The organism is Mesorhizobium sp. M0715, assembly GCF_040320355.1.
GTDB lineage: Bacteria > Pseudomonadota > Alphaproteobacteria > Rhizobiales > Rhizobiaceae > Mesorhizobium.
On the sequence record NZ_JAMYPL010000022.1, the window covers coordinates 93,523 to 114,737 of the forward strand.

Below are 21,215 nucleotides of genomic sequence, written 5' to 3' on the forward strand. Positions count from 1 at the left end.
GATGTCGCCGCATTGGAAAAACCCGTCGTGCTAGGCCGGCACGGCGGGTGGATAGCAGGACTATAGTCTTGCATTTCGCAGCGAAGGTCCAAGCTGTGCCAGTTGGTTCTCTGCTTGTCCAACGGCCGTTCCATTACATTAGTTAGTCGACATATATGTTATCGCCGCCTGCAATCTGTGCCATGTTGGTTCACCCTAGTGGCACCTGTTTTGCATCGCCCGCGACAGCAGGGGAAAACCAACACCCCAGCGAGTCCCGTTATCCCTGGGACGGCCTGCCGCTGCCGTGAATGGGGCGGCGGGCTTTTTTCTTATTCGATGAAACGAACGGTCATGCCGTGAGTTGGCTTCCCAAAGGAGGAGCCGATGAAAAAGGAAGGCGATGGGCGTGTAGACAAAGGCAATCAGCAACTGCTTGCCCGTCGTTTGTCTGAAGAAGTCGGCATTTCAGAACCTGAGGCGCGCGCTCTGATCAAGCTTATCGGCACGGACTGGAATTCGCTGCTTCGTGAAGCCCGATTCTTGAAGGAGCGTCATTAGAAGTCCGCCGCCTATTGGGCGCCGGCGGCGGACCTGTTAAGCGGCTACATCCTTGGGAATCGACCGCTCGTAGGGTTAATGTGCCACTTGGAGGCCAGTTCCATGTAATTGCACAGCGGCAAGAGCATGCGACTTCCGCTTTATCCGGCATAGGCCATCAGGCGTAATTGTAGCGACGCCATTGTCTAGTATCATATGGGGCCTGGTCATTAGGCCCACCCTCGTGCCCAGCATGGTCGGCACGGTCACTCACTCGATCCTTCGGCTGCTTGATCGTGCCGACTACTGCCGACGTCTGCTACTGCCGGTGGAAAGAGCCGGTTCCAAGGGCTGGTGCCCTGGCAATTCATGCCAAGCGACTTGGCGTAGGTCGCGCATGTCGACCTGCTGGCCGCACGTGGGGCAGGTGTAGAAATTCTCCCGCTCGTCGGCTGGCTCGCCGCCGTGCTGCCTGCCGGGGATGGGTGGTCCAAGGTCGGATAGCTTGGTCATCTACTGCCCAGCGCTTTTGCTTCTCGTTCTAGCGTCTCACGGTCGTTGCCGTGCTTTTTGATAAGTTCACGCACCTCGGGGATCGTAAGCTGAAACTTGCTGGCGAGATAACCGACCTCATATTCTTCGTCGCCTGATACCCGGTCGCGGTCGCGGAAATCACGCTTGCTTTTGTCGTCGGCCATTGGTGTTGCTCCTAGAGGTTGTTGATCCGCAACGCGCACCGGGTCGCATTGTTCATCCTTCTTGGAACTATTTTAGCTAAAGCTGATTGAATCGCGGGTGTGGGTCAGTTGATGCGTTTGAAGTTCATCAAGCCGATGGAGCCGGAGCTTGTCGATAACCCGCCAGAGGGTGACGACTGGATTCACGAGATAAAGTTCGACGGCTATCGCACGCAGATCATCAAGGACGAAGACGGCATCCGAGTGCTGACGAGGAGAGGGTACGACTGGACTGCACGCTACCAGATCCTTGCCGACCAAGCCGCCGCGATTGAAGCCGACGACTTCATCATTGAGGGTGAAGCCATCGTGGTTGATGAGGCTGGACGCTCCGATTTCCATGCGCTGCAGTCGGCGGTCAGCAGCCGCGAGACCTATCAGGACTATTATCTCGTCGCCTTCGATTTGCTGCACCTAAACGGCACGACCTCCGCAGCATGCCGCTCGAGGATCGGCGCGAGATCCTGCAGGGAATGATCGAGGCCGGCGGCCGCATCCAATTCAGCGAGGCGATGCCCGGCACGGGCGACGCGGTTTACTACCTTGCCGACCAGACTGGACAAGAAGGCATCGTCTCGAAGCGCCGGGACAGTCTCTATCGCAGCGGCCCGACGATGAACTGGCGCAAAATCAAGTGCTACGATGAAAAGGAGATGGACATCATCGGCGTTCAGCGTGATCCGGGCCAGGCGGCAAGGGTTCTTATGGCTGACAACGGCCGCTATCTCGGCACCGCCAACGTCAATTTCAAATTCGACAAACGCAAGCGCCTCTGGGACCGCGTGCAGGGCAAGGTGGGCGGCCCTGTGCCGAAAGGCCTGAAGAGAGACAAGGCGGAATGGCTGAAGCCGGGTCTTGTCGGCCGCGTGAAGTTCCTGAAAGGTGAGGAGCAACTACGCCACGCGAAGCTGCTCGATTACCGGGAGGAGGAATAATGGCGGTCGCCAAGAAAGATCAGGAGCGCATCACCTATGCCTGGATGTATGGCTCCCAAGCGCGCAAGGACGGTAAGGAGCGCTCAGTGCCGGAGTATTGGGAAGAACAGGCCGACGCTTGGCTGCAGGGTTTTGATGACCATCCTTTGGCCGACGCCGGCAAGGTCAAGCCTGTCAGTGAGCAGATGGAAGCGGAAGTCGATGAGGCCGGCGTCAGCGAGCATTAGAGCGGCTTGCCGGCGCGCATCATGGCCCGCGCAATCGCGAGCTGCGTTTCCGTCCTGGCGTTCTCTTTCTGCGTCATGTTGTCGGCGGCGATGAGCCGTTTTAATGCCCGCAATATCTCGCCCCGCGTCCATCCCGCCTCTATCATGCAATCGACAATCGCCTGAAATCCGGGCTCCATTGCCTCCTGGCAGTCAATTGCCCGGTCCTGATATTCGTCCTGTCTCCTGGGTGGATTGATCATGCGCTGCATTCTCAGTTGGCGGGGCCTTTGGGCATCGTCTCGGACGTAGTTCCGTCGAGAAGATCGAGAAACGAGTGCATCGCCTTCACCATCATCCGCGCACCGTTTTCGTTTAATGTGAAGGATCGCTTCCCCTCATCAGTCAACAGCCCGACCAGGCAGACCTTGGGATTGTCGCGGTCGTCGATATCGATTGTGACGCCCGATACCCCTGGCAGCATCACGTCCTTTTGCTTCTTAGGCATCACTACGACAGCCTTGACTCGTTCTCACTCTGTTCCCATTTTGGGCAGGCCTCGATCCTTGTCAATGAGACGACCCTAAAATGTGTGGACGCGTTTTCGTAAAATCGACAATCCCGGACATGGTGCGGCGCTTCGAGTTCGCGCACCCCGGCGACATCGAGCGCTTGGGCAACGGGTTCCCGATCTGGAACGGTGCGCCCAGCCTGACCTATCCAATCATTAGCCGCGAAGAGCTTTCCACGAGCATGGCCGGTTTCGTTTCTGCGAAGTGGGGACTTGTTCCCGGCTGGGCGCGCGATGGCGGCGGCCGTCCGCCGCCTGTCAATGCGCGCTACGAGACCATTGCCAGCAATGGCATGTTCCGAAAGGCATATGCCGCGCGCCGCTGCCTGGTGCCTGTCGACGGCTATTTCGAATGGCAAAAGCTCGACCCTTCGGGCAAGAAAAAACAGGCTTACGCTATCGCCATGAAGGATGACGATCCTTTTGCCATGGCTGGAATCTGGGAAGAATATGCCGACAAGGCGACCGGCGAGTTGATCCGGACCTTCGCTGTCGCCACCTGCGAGCCAAATACGTTGATGGCGACGATCCATGATCGCATGCCGGTTATTCTGGCGCCGGCCGATTACATGCGCTGGCTCGGGCCGGAAACAGATCCTCGCGACCTCATGAAGCCCTATCCATCCGACCTCATGAAGATGTGGCCGATCGACAGCAAGGTCGGGAAACCAAGCAACAACACGCCCGACATCATCGACGAGATCGGTTTGGGGCCGACCGATTTGTTCGACGTCTAGAGATACTGATCGCCGTCGCCGCGGTGCTCATAGCAGAACCAATGTGATTCCCTGCGCGGCCGGGCAAAGCCCCAGCCGGCGACCTTGCCACAACCGTTACGCTCACATGTGTGGCCAAGCACCTTCACGTGGTCGCGCTGTGCCGGCGTCATGCCTTCGGCTAGTCTCGCTGGTTCGTCGCTCATGGCAGAAAGATTCCACAGTCAGACTTGACGGGCAAGGAAAATGTTCCTTTTCTGTTCTCATGGCACACGAACCGATCGACACGCTGGGCAAAGCGACCCGGCACAACATGCTTGTGAAAGCGGAATGCAGCTGCGGCAATGTCCGCTACTGCCGATCGGCCGACCTGATGATGGTCTACGGCGGCGGCGTCGATCCGCAGACGCTGAAGTTCAATTGCAGCCGGTGCCAACCTCAGATCAAGATCACGCTGCTGGAGGTGCATCCAGAGCACTTGCCGAAGCGTCTGCTGATCCACAAACCGATGAAGATCGACGGCAAGATCACCTGGCATACCGAGCGCTTCAAAGGATGACGAAGACCCTCGCCGATACGTTGGCCGCGCGCGAATGCCTCTATGTAAATTGCGGGCATGCTATGTGCTGCAAGTCCATCAAGCTCGACATCCATGCGCTGATAGATCGCCTCGGGCCAGATCACGGATCGATGCACTGGGACCTGGTCGGGCTTTTTGGCTGCTCGGATTGCAAGGCTGCGGGTCGCGACCATCGACCGGTGTTCTTCACATGTATTCCCGATTACGAGGGTCAGCAACGGAAGCGCAATCGCGAATGGGAGCCGACTTTCGATGGTGAGTAACAGGTAGCCGCGCGGCAGGGCATGGGAGCGTACCGGCAGCATGTGGAGTTGTTGGGCTGTGCGGCGCTGGCCAAGCAGACATCAGGTCCGCCGCCTAACACACACATGGCCATTCTTCCAGGCGCAGTTAAGGTGTGGTCCCGGAAGCCAAGGCCTGTGTGTGCGTCCGTCGGCCATTCCCTACGGTTGGGTAGAGTCATTGTGCTTGGCAATTTTCTCCAAGAGCTTACGTGAGGCTTCGAGGATAAGGCGTGTTACGGCGACTCGTCGGCAGGCTAGCCGCTGTGCTGGTCGGATAGCTTCGTCATGGCTATTTAGTGGTTTACGTCCGGCATGCGATGGTCTTAACGAGCAGTACGTATTCGGCCTCTGGCTTGCCGTAGGTGCCATTTGAGCAGGCCGCAAGGCCGCTGCGGTCCCTAATACGCACTTCGCCCCGCCGAGAATAGATGAGCCCGCGTCCTTCCAGCATTTGAAGCCCAACGGTAACTCCTGGCCGTCTTGCTCCAAGCATGACGGCGAGAAACTCATGGGTGATCGCAAGGCGTTCGCCGTGGATCCGATCGTCACACATCAGAAGCCAACGCGCCAAACGCTCTTCAAGGTTTGATTTGGCGTTGATCAGGGCCGTATAGCTGGTCTGAATGTGGAAGTAGTGGACATAGCGTAACAGGAACAGGCGCAATGTTGGGCTGTTCGCAAGAGCATCCTTGAAGGGCTCGGTTCCGATCCGGAAAGCGCTACCGGGCGACTGAACGTAACATTCATGCGGGGCATAGTCAGCGCCCATCACGAGCGCGGCACCGGTCATTCCCTCAAAACCGACAAGTCCAACCTCGGCCTCCTTGCCTGAAGCCGTCGCGACCACAGAAGCGATGCCGTCCTCCAGGAAGTAAACCGTCTCGATCTCTGAATCGGCTTTCTCTAAGGTCATCTTCAGCTTGAGGGCACACGGCTCAAGATGTGGCTGCAAAAGCGCCAGGTCACCAGGGTTAAGCCGACGCAGCAATTCGTTTTTATAGGAATCGTTCTGTGGATTGGTCATAGCTCAATCCCACTTGGGGCAAGAGCTTTCCAATCTCCTTGCCGTCCGCGCCCGTAAACACGTGCAGACGATTTGGCGAACTTACGCCCTCTGGCGCGCGATTGACAGTGAAATGCAAACTGATGCACGGCGTCCCCTCAGCCGCGGAATTACAAAACAGGGTGTACAAATTTAAAGGGTTGGAATCGTACAGAACTCTGCTTCGTACGAATCCAACAATTTGCGATAGCGGCCAACGAGCCGGCTTGATGTGCACCGGGAAGGAAGCAACTCTGGGGCGGCCTCGGTTTTGGCGGCACGATCAACTGGGCCGACGACAGGTTCTCGGCTTTCGGCGAAGCCATCGCCCGGACGGGCCTCAAAGACTTCGGTGACAGTCATGTACTGACCGGCTCGCTCGGCTTGCGCGTCAAGTGGTGAGTTGCTTGGCTCTTACAAGCTGATGTAGATCATCGTTGAGCGTCGGCTGTTTGGAGTTGCAGAGCTGAAGCTGCCATTCAGCTTCCGGCCCCAATGCTGCCGAGGAGCAATGCGCCTCTGAGGTGACCAGGAGTGAAGAAGCTATGCCAAACCCGCACGACGGGCGCCTTCTCTGATTGCAGCAGTGGCGACAGGATTGGTAACCGGATAGGTTCTGATGAACACCTCAGCCGTGAAATTCGGGAACTCGTCCTTCAGTCGCGAATTGATCCTGGCGACCTGAGGCGTTTCATTGAGCATCGCATGAGCCATTGCCACAAACAGAAGTGTGGCGGGCGAATCTGGCGCAGATTGACGTAGCGCGACCAGGGATTCACGGTAAAAGCCTAGAACGTAGCTGCATCGCGCAAGCATTCCATAATACCAAGGAACATAAGGATTTAGCCGGACCGCTCGCTTGGCCAGTTCGTAGCCACGCTTCGGGTCGCTACCAACAAGAGCAAGGCTACCCGCAAGAAAGGCAAGTGAGTCCGCGTCATTTGGAGCAGCCACCGACACTCGGTCATGTTCTTCGACAGCAGCTTCGACATCGCCCTGCAATGCCCGAAGATCGGCAAGCATTATGCGGGCGTAAATGTCGGCCGGATCGAGCGCCAGCGCTTGCTTGACACATTTGCTCCAGCTCTCGATCGAGCCGGAAAGGTTGTCGGTAAACCCGTTGATGGCTTCCACAGCATGCGCAAGTGCCAGCGCGGTCCAAGCTCTTGCTAGACCCGGGTCGAGTTCGATCGCACGCGCCAGTAGCCGTATCGCCTCCTTGTTCGACTCACGGGTGAAAAGGTGCTTCTGCTCAAGCCCAAGCAGATAGCAGTCATAGGCCTGCAAACTTGCTGGAGCCTTCCGACGAGCAGCATCGCGTCGCAGATTGGCGAGCTGACCGTGGCAAGTTGCAAGGACATTGATGACGTTTTCGGTCACGCTGTCCAGCATCGCAAACAGGTTGTTCGCGGAACGATCGTAACGCATCGTCCAGACATCGACCCCTGTGTGGGCGTCGACGAGTTGGACGCGGATGCGCACCCGCTGCCCGTCCACTTGAAAACTTCCCTCGATCACATAGTCGGCATTCAACTCTCGTCCGAGAGCTCGCACGTCAACACGCCGTCCCTTGTAGGAAAGCATTGTTTGGCGGGCGATCACCGCAAGGTCCCGGTAGCGAGAGAGATCAACTATGAGGTCCGCCGACAAACCATCAGCGATACGAGTCCAGCGTTCTTCTCCGCTTAGATTGTCGAACGGGAGAACTGCGAGGACCGGCGGACCCGGCTCGTCGGTCGAAAGACTTCCGGGTGGTGCATGGCTGCGGTCCTGCTGGCGGTGATCGGCAAGTAACCCAGCAAGCGCCACTTTACTGCGAACATCGAGCTTCCGATAAATGGCCGAAAGATGGGTCCGAACGGTGGTAGGCGCTATGAAGAGTGTTTCGCCAATTTCGCGATAAGTCATTCCCTCCGCAAACTTTGCCGCGACCATCAACTCCCGATCCGATAAGCCGGCGAGAGGATTGCCTACGGGGCGAAGCATCGTTCCATTTTCCTTGCTGCCGACCTGTGGCCAGAACCCGATGGCCTTACATCAGGATGAAAATACTACAGATGCGATATCGAAAACACTGCATTTGCACGATTCCATGCGACGGGTCAGCATCCTAGTCTCTGCAGGTGGGCAGGTTAGGTTGCTTGGCAGGCCTGGTCGATTTAGAACACGGAGGGCTCCATGACAAAGTTGCCTGTCTTGACCGTACTACTGGTGCTTTTGGTGTCGGCGGGGCCATGCTTGTCCGAAGGTACCCAAACCGACAGCAAACTGACTTCGGAAGAAACGGTGAAAGCTGCCAGCGCTGAACTGTATTCCGACATTCTCGTGCGAGCATGCAGGAACGGATGGCGGTATCCGCGCAGCTACATTGAAAACGGATTCAGGCGCCACCTGGCGGAGCTGAAACTGCAGCTTGTCGATCAGGGTTACACTGTCGTACCCGACATGACCGCGAATGATCCGCAGGTCCAAAGAACGATATCGAGGACCAAACGCCGTCTGGTTGGCTCGCGCCAATTCAGCTGTTCCCACCCATACTGGCGCGATGAATGACTCCAACGCGACGGTGTGCAATCTGATAGCCTGATTTCCGGCGGTTCTCCCCAGGTTGGAAGGATGGCGTTGACGAATGGCAGGTTGTTATTCCGGGAGGAGTGACACTCCTCCTGGGGCTGTAAACAACTTCATGGAATGACCGCTCTTCGGCTGCGTGGCTCCGCAAGCTGCCGATCCGCTCCCGGCCCAAAAGCCGAGCTAGCCTCAGTTGGCCCTTAGTAGGCGAGTGATAGCCCAATTTTCCTGCAACGAAGACCCGCTAGGCCCGCTGACCGACGAAGAAAGTGCGATTTCTCCTGTCGTTGATCTCCCTTGCAGCCGGCTGGCCCAGGATTGCCGGTGCAAGCAGTCGAACATACTATTTCGCTAAAACCTGGAACCTATTGGTGCACTGAGCCTTGAGTCGCGGTTCGGAGGGTGCATGAGTAAGGCAGCAAACGGGCTCTCTTTCGTCGAGTTTCAGTCGCCGACTCTGGTCGCAACGGCGCCCGAGGGCAGCGAATGGATTCACGAGATCAAGTACGATGGCTACCGCACTGAGCTGATCATGCAGCGTGGCAAAGCACGGGCCTTCACGCGCCGTGGCTACGACTGGTCGCATCGATACCGCCGGATAGTTGAAGCAGCGGCGGGCTTGCCGGTGAGGACCGCGATCATCGATGGGGAGGCTGTCGTTCTCGGCGACACCGGCCTTCCGGATTACCAAGCCCTGGAAAGAGAGTTGGGCAATCCAGATTCCGCGAGACTCATCTTTTATGCGTTCGACCTGCTGCACCTTAACGGGCGCGATCTTCGGCAACTGCCATTGGTGAAGCGCAAGGCAGCCCTGGAGAGGCTACTGGAGAACACCGCGCCGACACTGACCTATGCCGAACATCTGGAGGTAAGCGGCAAGGATGTGTTTCAACATGCCTGCCGGATGGGGTTGGAGGGGATCGTATCCAAGCGCGTCGATGCGACCTACGGCTCGGGGGTTCAGACCAGTTGGTTGAAGGTAAAGTGCATCAAGAGCGACACCTTCCCTATCGTGGCTTTCGTAGAGAAACTCGGTGCTCACCCGCGCCGCATTGCATCGCTTTATATCGGGCGCCGCGAGGGCAACCGACTGCTCTATGCCGGGAAGGCTCGCAGCGGGTACACCTTGAGCGCTGCGAAACTTGTGCGAGAGCGGCTTGACCCGCTGATCATCAGCAAGTCGCCTTTGTCAGAGCCGATTGTGAAGCCGAAAGCGACTTGGGTGAAACCACACGTGCTGGCCGAGGTCCAGTTCAGCGGCGTCACCGATCGCGGGGTGCTGCGCGAGGCAGTGTTCAAGGGTTTGCGCGAAGACCTCGTGCCAATCCCGGCCAAGCCTCAAGCGCCATCAAAGCGACGCGGGCCAACCCGGAAACATGGCGTTCCCAGTGAAAACATCCTGCAACTGCTGCCAGACGCTGTCTCGCCCTCCAAGGACGAGCTTGCGCGTTACTGGGAGAGGGTTGCGGATCATGCCCTGGTTCATCTCGGCCACAGACCGCTGAAGCTGGTCCGCCATGCTCATGGCGCGACCTTCTATCACAAAGGCGCACTGCCGCAGATCCCGGCGGCAGTGCATCAATTGCGGCTGCAGAAGCGCGAGGGTGGCGAAGGTGTGCGCGTGTGGGTGGACGACCTTGCCGGTTTGCTGGGACTGGTCGAGATGGATGCGGTAGAGCTGCATCCCTGGAACGCCACCGTCGACGATATCGAACATGCCGACCGTATTGTTCTGGACCTTGACCCCGGCGAGGGCGTGGAGTGGGAGCAAGTCATCGAGGCCGCACTGGCGCTCCGCGACATCCTGGAAGCGGAAGGGCTGGAGAGCTGGCCGAAGGTTACTGGCGGCAAAGGCATTCACCTGATGGTCCCGCTGGAGAGCAAGATCACGCACGACAGCGGCCGCCTCTTGGCCAGGTCCTTCGCCAATCGGCTCGCTGAAGCGCATCCGGACCGCTATCTACTTTCGGCCTCGCCGTCGGCTCGAACAGGCCGCATCTTCATTGATTACCTCCGCAATGGTCGGGGCAGCACTGCGGTGGGCGCCTTCTCGCCACGGGCGCGCCGCGGTTTTCCAATCGCCCATCCGGTGACCTGGAGCCAGGTTGAGGCAGCCATCCGTCCAGATGCCTTCACGATCGACCGTCCGTTCAGGGCGGCCCTCAGAAAAGCTGCGTGAGCGCAAACGCCGGAAATGAAGAGTGCTCGCCGGAGACATCCCGAATGAGATCACGTCGTGTCTTTGCCGGACCGGCCGAGTTCTATCCAGGCTGGCGCATGATCACTCGGCTTTTCCCAACCGCGCACGTCAGCGTCAACGCCGGCGTCACACAACCTGTCCGAAAGGGATGGGCTGACCAGAAGATGATCCATCCTCAGGCCGGAACTTCGATCATAGCGACCCTGGTAGGAGAAGTTCCAATAGGTGTAGACGCCTTTCTCCGGGTGGATGCGGCGGACGCCATCGGTCCAGCCGCCATCAAGCATTTCGGCATAGGCTTGCCGGCTCTCCGGAAAGTAGACTGCATCGCCTAACCAACGTTGCGGCACCACGGCATCGATCGGGGTGGGCACGACATTGTAGTCGCCGCAGAGAATGCTTGGGACGCCTTCCCTGAGCAGCAGCTTGCCGTAGCTGATCAGGCGGTCGAACCAGCGCAGCTTATACTCGAATTTCGGGCCAGGAGCGGGATTGCCGTTGGGCAGGTAGAGGCAGCCGACGACGATCCCATCCACCTCAGCCTCAATATATCGGCTGTGCGTGTCGTCAGGATCGCCCGGGAGCCCACGACGGCGCTCCAACGGCTCTTTTCCACGAGCGAGTATGGCTACGCCGTTGTAGGACTTTTGCCCGTGCCAGATTGCGCCGTAGCCGGCGTCCCTGATGGCTTCGGCGGGGAATTTCTCATCCGAGGTCTTCAATTCCTGAAGGCACACGACGTCATAGTCGGTCTGACCCAGCCACTTGATGAGCACAGGCAGGCGGCCGTTCACACCGTTGACGTTGAATGTTGCGATGCGGGTCATCAGGAGCTCTCTCCAAAACTCTTCACGCGGTATCAAGGTGAATGGCTCAGCAGTTGATCCCTCACTACGCTGCACAGGAAGACCGCATGCCGTCGGACCCTCTGCCATCAGATTTCGACATCGTTGATCCTCTCGGCTCCTTTTAACCGCCGAGCGTGGGGAAAGTTCAAGATGACAGCGATAGGATGAGTCCGGCCGAACTCGAGCGAAACTCTCAGGCAGGTGCGATGCGGCCCTCGACTGACTGAATGTCTGAAATGCGCCTCGAAGCCGACATCAAGAGTCGGCGTGCCGAACGTCCTGTCTGGCAGAGAGCGAACAGGCAGCTTACGGTATGATGATCCTCAGACGGGGCCGTTCGCGGCCCCTAAACTCGCGTTGAAAATCCTTGGCGCGCCATTGCAGTAGTGATGTCACCGCCTCCCGCAGTTTCATTGGTGGCGCAATCGTAAGGCCAAACGTCCAAAGAACTGCGCCTTGGGCAAATAGCCAAGGTCACTTATCAAAACTGATGGTTATGATAAATTCGCTCTCTCTGGGCGGAGTTTGGCATGAAGCGTCGACTGATTTTTGCAGTGTGCATCCTGATAAGTCAGGTGGCGGTCGGAAACGCCCAGACGGTTGAGACGGCGGTAGCACGCGCCCAGACGACTTCCGACAACAATATCATCCAGAATGCCGCTCTTTCCAAGGACTACACCACCCTTATAGCAGCTGTGAAAGCGGCCGGGCTGGTTGAGACGTTGGAGGGTAAAGGCCCGTTCACTGTTCTCGCGCCGACAGACGCCGCATTTGCAAGATTGCAGCAAGGTGCAGTGCAGGTTCTTCTTGCGCCCGAAGCTAAAAACGAACTCTCCAAAATCCTAAAGTGTCATGTGATTTCCGGAGATCTGAGTACCGACGCGATCCTCGCTGAGATAGCCGCGAACAACGGAGCCTACTCGGTCGACACAATCGGGGGATGCTCTCTCACTTTTCGGGCGGCAGGAAGCAATATTTCTGTAACGGACCAATTTGGCGACATTGCCAGTCTCGTTGCCAGCGACGTGAAACAGACGAACGGCTTGGTCTACGCGGTCGACAAAGTACTTTCGCCCGGCGCTCCAGACACCTCTCACGAAATTCACGCCTCTAGGATCTTTGCCGGACCGAACGAATATCCACCCACTAATTTCGCGGCTTATGGGATTCTGGCATTCAAATCGAAAGTTACCATCTACGACCAGGAACGGCAAAAGATGCTGTGCGAGGCGTTTGTGAATGCCGTCCTGCCGTCGTCGTCGCTCGTCGTCCCTACAGCGGCCCAAATGGTAACGGTATGGCCGATGGACAGCGCCGAGCATGCAAAGGCCGCAACCAAGGCGAACATAACCAGGACCTGCGACGAAGCCCTTCAGGATTATGGACTGGCTGTTTCGCAAAAGGCAGTCCGCGATGCAGTTGCAAGCGGCGTTGCTGTCGACGGCGACGGGCCTTTTCTGATTGCGTGGGCACCGCCGACGCAAATCGGAAAGCCTGGTGCTGTGGTTCTTAAAGCCGACCTTTCAACAGTGACCGAATACAAGATGGCAAGTGACATCATGCACCGGTGGGTAGTGGAAATTGAAAACAGGCCCGAGCTTTGGAGATCGGGAACGTTCGATAGAAGCTTGATCGCAACAGCTCGCGAGTGGGCGGATCACTACGGGTCCCTGATCTTTTCAGTCGTCGGTGTAAAGTGACGCCCTTCCTAGATTTCATAGCCGGGTTCGGTGTGTCCGGAGTGGTGGGATTGGTGCTTGGGCTCATTGCGATGACGATCATTGCGCCAAACACCACTGGTGGAGCGTTGCTAATCATTTTTGTTGGGATAGCAGTGGGGATTATTTTCGGCGCGATTTACCGCTCATTTAGACCAGCTAAGACGCCACCCGAAACGAAACAGTGAAATTTGCTGAGTACACGAAACGCGCTGGACTAAAAAAAAGATATTGAATAAAAAAGCCGCCGAAGCGGGTTTTTCGTTATCAAATACTAGCCAAAAGCGCGGGGCCGAGGATCATTACCTCCGGCGGCCTGTCTGGAGGCAAAGCGCGGGAATATTCGAGGCCGCCCAGAGCGATCTGCAGGGCATTTGCTGATCCAGCAGAGCCGGGAGATCGGACTGAAGGCACGGATATTTGATGTGATTCTGTACCTCTTCTCAAGCAGCGTTCTGACGGTCGCTGGCGCAGACAGACCGTCAGAACGCCGATCATCACGATGTACGCTTTTGGACGCGGCAAATGTCGACCTTCTGGCCGAAATGAGGCGCATTGCAGACTGGCGACTCTGGGCCGCAAGCGGGAGGTCGGCTTTCGGGCATCGAGCTGACCTAAGCAGTCATTCAACTCATGGCCACAAGTAGCTCATACACGCTCCTCTTGACGCGGCGTGCCACCCTAGCCGATGTCGGGCTGATGTGCGTGGACGGCAGGACGTCCTTGACCACCGCTTCTGGCGCCGCCGATTGGCGAGCCGCCTCTCCATCATTTGCGATGGAACGGAAAAGAAACCATTCAGCATCAGACTGCCGCTTTTCGACGCACCTTTTCGAATACGTCGGAACGAGCGCTTGTCGCGCAGCCCACGATGCCCCCATTGGTGAACCGGTTCCATGAAGAGTCTGACAATACGCCACCGCATCCTCGTCAGTTTCGCTGCCGTTCTGGTGGTCATGTCCGTGATAGCCGTCATGGCGTACGCCTGGTTTCTTCAGGCGGGCCAGGAGGCGACTGAGGTCGAGAAGGGCATCCTACCGGACCTTTATCACAGCACCGAGATCATGACGGGCCAGATGGCGGCCCATAGTCTGCTTCAGGAATTTGCCCTTCAGGAAAACCCGTCGGACAGAAGCACGCTTGAAAGCGCGATCACGACCAATCGCGACCAAGTGCAGCGATCGATGGACGACTATGAGGCAACAATCGTCTCCGACATCGACAAGCAGAATTATGCACTCGTCAAAGAACTCGCCAACCAATTCCGTCTGGCTGAAACTGCTGTGCTGGACACAAGCCGGGCTGCCTTGTCGAAAGGTGAAACTCCCAATGAAAGCCCGGCCCTCAAGAACACCGTAGAGCCGATTTTTGTAAAATTGCAGTCCGCTCTGCAGGCCATGGTTGAGGATCATAGAGGCGAGGCAAACAGTGCGACCCAGCGGATCAGCTCGATCGTTAGAACGGCCGAAGTCGGTTTGAGTGTTGGCTTGTTGGTAGCCCTCGGGCTAGCCCTTCTTTTGGGTTACCAGCTGTTTCGCGCCATTACAGGTCCGCTCACCCGTTTGGTCAACGCGGTTCAATTGATGCGGCAAGGCGACTTCAGCGAACGCCTCGATCTGATGCGCCGAGACGAATTCAGTGTGCTTGCCGACGGCTTCAACGCAATGGCGGACGATCTCACAACCCTCATTGGTCAGGTTCAAAGGTCCAGCATACAGGTCGGCACGTCGATAACTGAGATCGCCGCCACCTCCAAGCAACAGCAGGCAACTGCGACTGAAATCGCAGCGACCACAACAGAAATCCGCGCGACAGCCAAGGAAATCTCCGCCACATCAAACGAGCTGGTCCGCACGATGAACGAGGTCTCCACAGTTGCCGAACAAACGGCTGCCGTCGCCGGCGGAGGTCAAGCCGGGCTGACCCGTATGGAAGAAACCATGCAGCAAGTCATGGAAGCGGCCGGCGCGATCAATTCCAAACTCGCGATCTTGAGTGAGAAAGCCGGCAGCATCAATCAGGTGGTGACGACCATCACAAAAGTCGCCGATCAGACGAATCTGTTGTCGCTCAACGCTTCCATCGAGGCTGAGAAGGCAGGCCAATATGGCCGGGGTTTTGCAGTTGTAGCGACGGAAATCCGAAGGCTCGCGGACCAGACGGCTGTCTCCACCTACGATATTGAGCAGATGGTCAAGGACATCCAGTCGGCAGTCGCGGCCGGGGTGATGGGCATGGACAAGTTTTCCGAGCAGGTCCGCCGGGGTATGCAGGAAATCCAGCAGGTCGGCGGGCAACTCTTCGATATCATTCAGCAGGTTCAGGGGCTGGTGCCACGTTTCGAAGTCGCCAATGAAGGCATGCAAGCACAGGCGACCGGCGCGGGGCAGATCAGCGACACGCTAACCCAGCTAAGCGAGGCAGCTCAGCAAACAGTCGAATCCCTTCAGCAATCGACGCTCGCGATCGACGAGCTCAATCAAGTCTCAGGCGGCATGCGAAGTAGCATTTCGAGGTTCAAGCTGCGAGCATAGCGAGTCGGCAGTAGGAGGTGACAATGCTATTCCTCGCCTTCAGCATGGGTCCGGATCGCTACTTGATCGATGTCCACCAAATTGAAGAGGTGCTGCCCTATTTCGATGTGAAAGTTCTTCCGGGTGCGCCAACTGGTGTGGTGGGTTTGGTCAGCTATAACGGAATACCCATCCCTCTGATCGATGTTACCCATCTTGCGCTTGGCCGGCCATCGGAGCGCCTATTGAGCACCCGGATCGTTGTGACGCGCTATCCGGCGCATGATGGCGAGCAACGCCTGCTGGGGCTGATCGCGGAACGGGTGACGGATACGCTCGAGCGACACCCTGCCGATTTCGCGCCGTTCGGACTTGAACAAGGAACCCCGCCCTATCTTGGGCCGGTGGCTTCCGATGGTTCGGAGATCATTCAGTCGGTCAAAGTGGAAGCGCTGCTTTCGGAAGAGATTCGTACCGCTTTGCTCCGCCAGGCCGCAATAGGTGATCAATGACCGGCGCAATAGAAAAGCTCCTGATGGAAACCATCGGACTGGACAGTGCCAGTGTTGGTCCGACAGTGGTTCGTCAGGCGGTCAGAGACCGGATGGAAGCATGCCGGATAACCAACCCTCAGGCCTATAGGGAACACTTGACCGTTTCCTCGCAGGAGCTGCAGGAGCTGATCAATGCGGTGGTGATCCCAGAGACCTGGTTCTTTCGCGACCGAGAAGCGTTCACGATGCTGGCGCGGCATGCGCGCGTGCACAAGCCTGCTCAGCCGATAAGAGTCCTGAGCCTGCCATGTTCAACCGGCGAAGAGGCTTATTCGGTCGCCATGGCGATGTTCGATGCCGGCTTTGAGGCGCACGAGTTCAAGATCGATGGCGTGGACGTCAGCAGTCGCAATATCGCCACGGCTGAACGCGCCATCTATGGGCGCAATTCGTTTCGCGGGAGCCATCTCGAATTTAAAGATCGCTATTTCGAAGCGGCTGAGGGCGGGTTGCGGCCTATTGCTGGGGTGCTGAAACAGGTTCGGTTCAGGGTAGGAAACCTGTTCGGCTCTCGCGCTTTCGGGCAAGAGGTGTATGACATCCTGCTTTGCCGCAATTTGCTGATCTACTTCAATCGAGAGCTGCAGGATCGCGCATTGAGCTGCCTGAAGGACCTGCTGGCCAAGGACGGACTTCTTCTGGTCGGTCCGGCGGAAGCAGCTCTTCCAAGGTTGCATGGCTTTATTTCCGCTGAATGGCCATTGGCCTTTGCCTTTCTGAAATCGGAGGCCGTCAAGACCACGGCGCCGAAAGTTCCGGCCGCCGTCCCGGTGCGGGCGCCAAGCCCGAAGGTCAACAAGAGCGAGCCTCTTCTTCCGTTCCGACCGACAATTGGCAATGAAGGCCGTAGGCAGGCTCCGACCAAGCCGCTTGCACAGGCCTCGGAAAGCCTCATCGCGGTTGAACGGATCGCCAATGCAGGACGGGTAAAGGAGGCACAGGAGGTCGCCCTGGCGCATCTCAAGGAATTCGGTCCTTCCGCGGAAATCTTCTACCTGCTGGGCCTCGTCCAAGATGCGGATGGTTCTGCACCCGAAGCCGCGCGAAGTTATCGCAAGGCGCTCTATCTCGCACCAAATCATCGAGAAGCTCTCGTCCATCTGGCCTTGCTGCTTAGCAAGCAAGGCGACCATAACGGCGCCGAGGCGCTGGCCGGCCGGCTGGGTCGGGTCCAGAAAAGGAGCGGCGGCTGATGGCGGCTTCGACAAAGATCGCTCAGCCGGTGGAGGAGATTGCAATCGACGACTGCTGGCGGCAAATAGGCGTACGGGGCGACAAGTCATGTCCGCTACTGGAGCAGCATCTCCACTGCCGGAATTGCCCGACCTACAAGAAGATTGCACGACGCCTTCTTGACCGTGCAGCGCCCTCGGCATACCGCGACGAATGGCATGATAACGCTGATCGTGCAGGGATCCATTCGACAGACAGCGACGCGCTGCAGACGGCCGTTCTCTTCCGTTTGGGGGACGAATGGCTTGCACTGCCGGTCGGTATTTTTCATGAAGTGGCTGAATCTCGTCGCGTTCATTCACTTCCACACCGCAGGAACAGTGCACTGCTCGGTATTGCGAATGTCCGTGGTGAATTGCTCATTTGCCTGTCCCTGGCCGAATTGCTCGGGATAGACGAGCGCAAGGAGGGGGAACAAGGCACACGCACCAAGGTATTTCGCCGCCTAGTCGTGGTAGGCGAGCACGACAAGCGGGTTGCTTTTACGGTTGACGAGATCCACGGCTTACATCGGTACCAAGAACGCGACACTCTCGATGTTCCGGCCACGATTGGCAAGGCAGTGTCGGCCGCTACAGTTGCCGTGCTGCCGTGGCAGGGACGAGCCGTTGGCTGTCTCGATCCACGACAACTGCTCACGATGCTTGACCGGAGCATCGCATGACAGATGGAGACTTCAGCCAGGTTTCGATGCTCACCCTCTTCCAGGCCGAACTGGAGACGCAGTCACAGGCTCTAACCTCTGGGCTTCTGGCACTCGAACGCGATCCTATCGCCCCCGACGCCCTGGAAGCATGCATGCGTGCCGCGCATTCCCTGAAAGGAGCTGCCCGCATCATCGACCTGATGCCCGCGGTCAAAGTTGCAAATGCGATGGAAGACTGCCTGGTCGCCGCGCAACGTGGGCAGCTGAGGGTGCGACGGGAGCATATAGATGCGCTTCTGCAGGGCTCTGACCTTTTGAAATTGATCGCATCGGGATCATCGAGCGACAGCGCCAACTCAGAAGTCGAAACCTTTCTCGCGAAGTTCGAGGAATTGTCCCTCCCCAAGGCAAAGCCCGGGCCCCAAGATTCTGCAGCTGATTTCGCAACTCCAGATCATGCCCAGGAGCAACTGGCGACGACCTCTTCAGCGAACCTCCTAGTTGCGGCGGAACCGCAAGCCCAGGGCAGCATCGGCTCTGATAGAATGGTTCGGGTGACGGCAGACAGCCTGAACCGATTGCTCGGGTTGGCTGGCGAGTCGCTGATGGAAGCTCGGCGACTCAGGCCATTCGCTGACGGGCTGCTACGGCTGAAGCGACTTCAAGCGGACCTCGCGAGTTCGTTCGACAATCTTCATGCAATGCTGCCGCCGGTTTCAAACAATGCGGCGGTGGTGGAGGCGCTGGCTGAAGCGCAGCGAAAGCTTCGGTTGAACCAAGCGTTCCTGGCGGAGCGTCTCGATGAATTGGATTCAGTGGATCGGAAAGCGACTGATCTTGCCAACAGATTGTACGATGAAACGTTGGCGAGCCGGATGCGGCCTTTTGAGGACGGCGTGCGACACTATGCGAGAACGATCCGCGACCTCGGTCGTACCCTTGGCAAGCGGGTGCGACTGGAGATCGTAGGCGGCTCGACCGGCATCGACCGTGATATCCTCGAGCAGCTTGATGCCCCTTTGGGGCATCTCCTGCGCAACGCTGTAGACCATGGGCTTGAACCGCCTGATGAGCGCCTCGCGATGGGTAAACCCGAAGAGGGGCTGATCAGGCTCGAAGCGAGGCATAATGCCGGGCTGCTGCAGATAGCCGTGGTGGATGACGGCAGGGGGGTCGAGCTCTCGAAGCTGCGCGAGACTGTCGTCGCCCGGCAACTTGCAACCAGGGAAAGTGCTGACACACTCAGCGAAACCGAATTGCTCGCATTCCTGTTTCTGCCAGGCTTTTCGATGAAAGCGGGCATTACCGACGTCTCCGGTCGCGGTGTGGGGCTCGATGCAGTGCAAGCCATGACGAAGGAAGTGCGGGGAGTCGCAAGCGTCTCCTCAGAATTTGGGCACGGAACCCGATTTCAACTGCAACTGCCGCTGACGTTGTCGGTCCTGCGCACGCTGCTCGTCGATGTCGATGGGGAGCCTTATGCTTTTCCACTCGCTGCCATTTCCAAGACTTTGAAACTGCAGCGGACGCAGATCACTCTCCTGCAGGGGCGGCCACATTTTCGATTGAATGATCGACAGATTGGGCTGGTCACCGCGCGCGAGGTGCTGGATCGAGGTGAGCCCGGATCGGAACCGAACGAACTCTCGGTCGTCGTCGTGGATGCGGGCCGGGGCGATGCGTACGGCCTGATCGTCGACCGTTTTCTCGGGGAACGCGAGTTAGTGATCAGACCTCTCGATCCACGGTTTGCCAAAATTAAGGATATCAGCGCAGCAGCTCTGATGGAAGACGGTTCGCCTGTTCTGATCTTCGACGTCGACGATCTGATCCGATCGGTGGAGAAGCTTGCGTCGTCGAGCGGATTTCGAACTCTTCGGCGCGCCGCGGGCGGTCCCGAAGCGAGCAGGCGCAAGCGCGTGCTCGTGATTGACGATTCACTGACGGTTCGCGAACTCCAGCGCAAGATGCTGGGCAATTACGGTTATGAGGTCGAAGTTGCGGTCGACGGTATGGACGGGTGGAATGCCGTCCGGTCTGGTCCTTTCGACCTCGTCGTCACCGACATCGACATGCCTCGCATGGATGGCATCGAACTGGTGAGTTTGATCAGAAAGGACACTCATCTCAAGAACACACCCATCATGATCGTTTCATACAAGGATCGGGAAGAAGATCGCGCGCGCGGGCTCGACGCAGGTGCTGACTATTATCTGACCAAGAGTAGCTTTCAGGACGAGGCGCTGATCCATGCCGTCGTGGACATGATTGGCGAGGCGGTTGAATGAAATCGAGATGGGACGCCAGCGAATGAGAATCGGCGTAGTCAACGACATGCCGATGGCGGTCGAACTTCTGCGTCGACTGGTCCTGTCGACCGGCGAACATCAGGTCGCGTGGATCGCGACCAATGGGCGAGAGGCGGTCGAGGTCTGCAGACGAGATCTGCCGGATCTGATACTGATGGATCTAGCGATGCCAGAGATGGATGGCGTTGAAGCGACCCGCAGAATCATGGCGGAAACTCCGTGCTCAATCTTGCTTGTGACCGCCAGTATCGAAGCCAACCTCGCCGGCGTCTACGAAGCAATGGGTCATGGCGCCCTTGACGCAGTCGATATTCCGTCGGTGGGCATCGAAGGTAACGCGTCCTCGCAATCCGCCCGGCTTTTGACGAACAAGATAGGAACGATCGGCAAGCTGATCGGTGATGCGCCGACCCAGGCAAAAAGGCGGATGTCACGTGCGGCTGAGCCGACACCTCGACGCCTGATTGCAATCGGTGCCTCTGCCGGCGGGCCGGCTGCCGTTGCCGCAGTCCTGAGTTCGTTTCCCGTTGACTTTGGCGGCGCGATTGTACTGGTCCAGCATCTCGATGCTCAGTTCGTTCCAGGCCTCGTTGATTGGCTGGGGCAGCATACGCCTCTCCCGATCAGTCCGGCGCGGGAAAGGGATAGTCCTCAAGCCGGCACCGTTCTCGTTGCCAGTTCTGCGGATCATCTGGTTTTCAAGTCAGCTCGGCAACTTGGCTATACGCCCAGCCCCAAGGACAATGTTTATCGGCCGTCCGTAGATGTGTTCTTCGAAAGTGCGGCGCAATGGTGGCCCGGCTCGGTGACTGGTGTTCTGCTCACAGGCATGGGCAGGGATGGTGCGCGCGGGCTGAGACAGCTCCGCGACAAGGGGCATCTCACAATCGCGCAGGATAAAGCAACCAGTGCCGTCTATGGCATGCCGAAGGCCGCCGCCGACATCGGCGCGGCTGTTGATATTCTTCCTTTGAGTGCTATCGGCTCACGTATAATCGAAGCCTGCGAGCGCTCCACGTGAAAGGGCCCGTCC

Annotated in this window: 21 protein-coding genes and 1 pseudogene; 15 read left to right on the forward strand and 7 right to left on the reverse strand. The window is 57.9% G+C overall.

Annotation, left to right across the window (positions count from 1 at the left end):
* The first annotated feature begins 366 nt into the window (after positions 1 to 366).
* Positions 367 to 540: a hypothetical protein gene (locus tag NKI21_RS23925; RefSeq protein ID WP_023809614.1), complete on the forward strand. Its 174-nt coding sequence runs from the start codon at positions 367 to 369 to the stop codon at positions 538 to 540.
* Positions 541 to 1,028: 488 nt separating this feature from the next.
* Here NKI21_RS23925 and NKI21_RS23930 read toward each other — a convergent pair whose 3' ends face one another.
* Positions 1,029 to 1,217, reverse strand: a complete 189-nt coding sequence (locus tag NKI21_RS23930) for a DUF3606 domain-containing protein (RefSeq protein WP_023809615.1) — start codon at positions 1,215 to 1,217, stop codon at positions 1,029 to 1,031.
* A 135-nt stretch (positions 1,218 to 1,352) separates the two neighbouring features.
* Between NKI21_RS23930 and NKI21_RS23935 the strand changes: the two are divergent.
* Together NKI21_RS23935 and NKI21_RS23940 are read left to right on the forward strand one after the other, a co-directional pair.
* A pseudogene (locus NKI21_RS23935) lies at positions 1,353 to 2,191 on the forward strand (ATP-dependent DNA ligase).
* Positions 2,191 to 2,418, forward strand: a complete 228-nt coding sequence (locus NKI21_RS23940) for a hypothetical protein (protein ID WP_023809616.1) — start codon at positions 2,191 to 2,193, stop codon at positions 2,416 to 2,418. Before NKI21_RS23935 ends, NKI21_RS23940 begins: the two are co-directional and overlap by 1 nt.
* Here NKI21_RS23940 and NKI21_RS23945 read toward each other — a convergent pair.
* Positions 2,415 to 2,660, reverse strand: a complete 246-nt coding sequence (locus tag NKI21_RS23945) for a hypothetical protein (RefSeq protein ID WP_023809617.1) — start codon at positions 2,658 to 2,660, stop codon at positions 2,415 to 2,417. The genes NKI21_RS23940 and NKI21_RS23945 overlap by 4 nt on opposite strands.
* 11 nt (positions 2,661 to 2,671) lie before the next feature.
* Positions 2,672 to 2,905 carry a hypothetical protein gene (locus NKI21_RS23950; RefSeq protein ID WP_023809618.1) on the reverse strand — a complete coding sequence of 78 codons (234 nt, stop codon included), beginning with the start codon at positions 2,903 to 2,905 and terminating at the stop codon, positions 2,672 to 2,674.
* A gap of 80 nt (positions 2,906 to 2,985) precedes the next feature.
* On the opposite strand from NKI21_RS23950, the gene NKI21_RS23955 reads away from it, so the two are divergent.
* The gene (locus NKI21_RS23955; protein WP_023809619.1) at positions 2,986 to 3,705 is read left to right on the forward strand and encodes an SOS response-associated peptidase; all 720 of its coding nucleotides are present in this window, start codon (positions 2,986 to 2,988) and stop codon (positions 3,703 to 3,705) included.
* On the opposite strand, the gene NKI21_RS23960 is transcribed toward NKI21_RS23955, so the two are convergent.
* Positions 3,702 to 3,890, reverse strand: coding sequence for a hypothetical protein (locus tag NKI21_RS23960; RefSeq protein WP_023809620.1), 189 nt, complete (start codon positions 3,888 to 3,890; stop codon positions 3,702 to 3,704). The two genes, NKI21_RS23955 and NKI21_RS23960, sit on opposite strands and share 4 nt — an antisense overlap.
* A 167-nt stretch (positions 3,891 to 4,057) precedes the next feature.
* Between NKI21_RS23960 and NKI21_RS23965 the strand changes: the two genes are divergently transcribed.
* The gene (locus tag NKI21_RS23965; RefSeq protein WP_245273113.1) at positions 4,058 to 4,243 is read left to right on the forward strand and encodes a hypothetical protein; all 186 of its coding nucleotides are present in this window, start codon (positions 4,058 to 4,060) and stop codon (positions 4,241 to 4,243) included.
* Entirely contained in the window at positions 4,240 to 4,527 is a 288-nt protein-coding gene (locus NKI21_RS23970; protein ID WP_023809622.1) for a hypothetical protein, read from the forward strand. Before NKI21_RS23965 ends, NKI21_RS23970 begins: the two co-directional genes overlap by 4 nt.
* 322 nt (positions 4,528 to 4,849) lie before the next feature.
* On the opposite strand, the gene NKI21_RS23975 is transcribed toward NKI21_RS23970, so the two are convergent.
* Positions 4,850 to 5,572 carry a Crp/Fnr family transcriptional regulator gene (locus tag NKI21_RS23975; RefSeq protein ID WP_023809623.1) on the reverse strand — a complete coding sequence of 241 codons (723 nt, stop codon included), beginning with the start codon at positions 5,570 to 5,572 and terminating at the stop codon, positions 4,850 to 4,852.
* 561 nt (positions 5,573 to 6,133) lie between these two features.
* On the reverse strand, positions 6,134 to 7,576 hold the full coding sequence (locus NKI21_RS23980; RefSeq protein ID WP_031212654.1) for a LuxR C-terminal-related transcriptional regulator: 1,443 nt from the start codon (positions 7,574 to 7,576) through the stop codon (positions 6,134 to 6,136).
* A gap of 192 nt (positions 7,577 to 7,768) precedes the next feature.
* On the opposite strand from NKI21_RS23980, the gene NKI21_RS23985 reads away from it, so the two are divergent.
* Both NKI21_RS23985 and ligD read left to right on the forward strand, forming a co-directional pair.
* Positions 7,769 to 8,143 (forward strand): hypothetical protein, encoded by a 375-nt coding sequence (locus NKI21_RS23985; protein ID WP_031212655.1) that lies wholly within the window; start codon positions 7,769 to 7,771, stop codon positions 8,141 to 8,143.
* A 424-nt stretch (positions 8,144 to 8,567) separates the two neighbouring features.
* A complete protein-coding gene (ligD, locus tag NKI21_RS23990) occupies positions 8,568 to 10,340 on the forward strand; it encodes a DNA ligase D (RefSeq protein ID WP_023809626.1) in 1,773 nt (590 codons plus the stop codon).
* 50 nt (positions 10,341 to 10,390) lie between these two features.
* Here the strand turns inward: ligD and xth are convergent, their stop codons facing one another.
* The gene (xth, locus tag NKI21_RS23995) at positions 10,391 to 11,188 is read right to left on the reverse strand and encodes an exodeoxyribonuclease III (protein WP_023809627.1); all 798 of its coding nucleotides are present in this window, start codon (positions 11,186 to 11,188) and stop codon (positions 10,391 to 10,393) included.
* 551 nt (positions 11,189 to 11,739) lie between these two features.
* Here xth and NKI21_RS24000 point away from each other — a divergent pair.
* From NKI21_RS24000 to NKI21_RS24030, 7 genes are all read left to right on the forward strand, one after another.
* Complete coding sequence (locus NKI21_RS24000) at positions 11,740 to 12,909, forward strand: fasciclin domain-containing protein (RefSeq protein ID WP_352443095.1); 1,170 nt, start codon at positions 11,740 to 11,742, stop codon at positions 12,907 to 12,909.
* Positions 12,910 to 13,823: 914 nt separating this feature from the next.
* A complete protein-coding gene (locus NKI21_RS24005; RefSeq protein ID WP_023809629.1) occupies positions 13,824 to 15,461 on the forward strand; it encodes a methyl-accepting chemotaxis protein in 1,638 nt (545 codons plus the stop codon).
* Positions 15,462 to 15,484: 23 nt separating this feature from the next.
* Complete coding sequence (locus tag NKI21_RS24010) at positions 15,485 to 15,952, forward strand: chemotaxis protein CheW (RefSeq protein WP_023809630.1); 468 nt, start codon at positions 15,485 to 15,487, stop codon at positions 15,950 to 15,952.
* Positions 15,949 to 17,187 (forward strand): CheR family methyltransferase, encoded by a 1,239-nt coding sequence (locus NKI21_RS24015; protein WP_023809631.1) that lies wholly within the window; start codon positions 15,949 to 15,951, stop codon positions 17,185 to 17,187. The genes NKI21_RS24010 and NKI21_RS24015 overlap by 4 nt, the downstream gene beginning before the upstream one ends.
* Positions 17,187 to 17,891 (forward strand): chemotaxis protein CheW, encoded by a 705-nt coding sequence (locus NKI21_RS24020; RefSeq protein WP_127297588.1) that lies wholly within the window; start codon positions 17,187 to 17,189, stop codon positions 17,889 to 17,891. The genes NKI21_RS24015 and NKI21_RS24020 overlap by 1 nt, the downstream gene beginning before the upstream one ends.
* A complete protein-coding gene (locus tag NKI21_RS24025) occupies positions 17,888 to 20,161 on the forward strand; it encodes a hybrid sensor histidine kinase/response regulator (RefSeq protein ID WP_352630559.1) in 2,274 nt (757 codons plus the stop codon). Before NKI21_RS24020 ends, NKI21_RS24025 begins: the two co-directional genes overlap by 4 nt.
* Positions 20,154 to 21,203: a chemotaxis response regulator protein-glutamate methylesterase gene (locus NKI21_RS24030; RefSeq protein WP_352867579.1), complete on the forward strand. Its 1,050-nt coding sequence runs from the start codon at positions 20,154 to 20,156 to the stop codon at positions 21,201 to 21,203. The genes NKI21_RS24025 and NKI21_RS24030 overlap by 8 nt, the downstream gene beginning before the upstream one ends.
* Positions 21,204 to 21,215 lie beyond the last annotated feature (12 nt).

Excerpts from the sequence above, each read along its gene's own strand:
- NKI21_RS23925 (WP_023809614.1), top strand. The coding sequence starts at position 367 with ATGAAAAAGGAAGGCGATGGGCGTGTAGACAAAGGCAATCAGCAACTG.
- NKI21_RS23930 (WP_023809615.1), bottom strand. The coding sequence starts at position 1,217 with ATGGCCGACGACAAAAGCAAGCGTGATTTCCGCGACCGCGACCGGGTA.
- NKI21_RS23940 (WP_023809616.1), top strand. The coding sequence starts at position 2,191 with ATGGCGGTCGCCAAGAAAGATCAGGAGCGCATCACCTATGCCTGGATG.
- NKI21_RS23945 (WP_023809617.1), bottom strand. The coding sequence starts at position 2,660 with ATGATCAATCCACCCAGGAGACAGGACGAATATCAGGACCGGGCAATT.
- NKI21_RS23950 (WP_023809618.1), bottom strand. The coding sequence starts at position 2,905 with ATGCCTAAGAAGCAAAAGGACGTGATGCTGCCAGGGGTATCGGGCGTC.
- NKI21_RS23955 (WP_023809619.1), top strand. The coding sequence starts at position 2,986 with ATGTGTGGACGCGTTTTCGTAAAATCGACAATCCCGGACATGGTGCGG.
- NKI21_RS23960 (WP_023809620.1), bottom strand. The coding sequence starts at position 3,890 with ATGAGCGACGAACCAGCGAGACTAGCCGAAGGCATGACGCCGGCACAG.
- NKI21_RS23965 (WP_245273113.1), top strand. The coding sequence starts at position 4,058 with ATGATGGTCTACGGCGGCGGCGTCGATCCGCAGACGCTGAAGTTCAAT.
- NKI21_RS23970 (WP_023809622.1), top strand. The coding sequence starts at position 4,240 with ATGACGAAGACCCTCGCCGATACGTTGGCCGCGCGCGAATGCCTCTAT.
- NKI21_RS23975 (WP_023809623.1), bottom strand. The coding sequence starts at position 5,572 with ATGACCAATCCACAGAACGATTCCTATAAAAACGAATTGCTGCGTCGG.
- NKI21_RS23980 (WP_031212654.1), bottom strand. The coding sequence starts at position 7,576 with ATGCTTCGCCCCGTAGGCAATCCTCTCGCCGGCTTATCGGATCGGGAG.
- NKI21_RS23985 (WP_031212655.1), top strand. The coding sequence starts at position 7,769 with ATGACAAAGTTGCCTGTCTTGACCGTACTACTGGTGCTTTTGGTGTCG.
- ligD (WP_023809626.1), top strand. The coding sequence starts at position 8,568 with ATGAGTAAGGCAGCAAACGGGCTCTCTTTCGTCGAGTTTCAGTCGCCG.
- xth (WP_023809627.1), bottom strand. The coding sequence starts at position 11,188 with ATGACCCGCATCGCAACATTCAACGTCAACGGTGTGAACGGCCGCCTG.
- NKI21_RS24000 (WP_352443095.1), top strand. The coding sequence starts at position 11,740 with ATGAAGCGTCGACTGATTTTTGCAGTGTGCATCCTGATAAGTCAGGTG.
- NKI21_RS24005 (WP_023809629.1), top strand. The coding sequence starts at position 13,824 with ATGAAGAGTCTGACAATACGCCACCGCATCCTCGTCAGTTTCGCTGCC.
- NKI21_RS24010 (WP_023809630.1), top strand. The coding sequence starts at position 15,485 with ATGCTATTCCTCGCCTTCAGCATGGGTCCGGATCGCTACTTGATCGAT.
- NKI21_RS24015 (WP_023809631.1), top strand. The coding sequence starts at position 15,949 with ATGACCGGCGCAATAGAAAAGCTCCTGATGGAAACCATCGGACTGGAC.
- NKI21_RS24020 (WP_127297588.1), top strand. The coding sequence starts at position 17,187 with ATGGCGGCTTCGACAAAGATCGCTCAGCCGGTGGAGGAGATTGCAATC.
- NKI21_RS24025 (WP_352630559.1), top strand. The coding sequence starts at position 17,888 with ATGACAGATGGAGACTTCAGCCAGGTTTCGATGCTCACCCTCTTCCAG.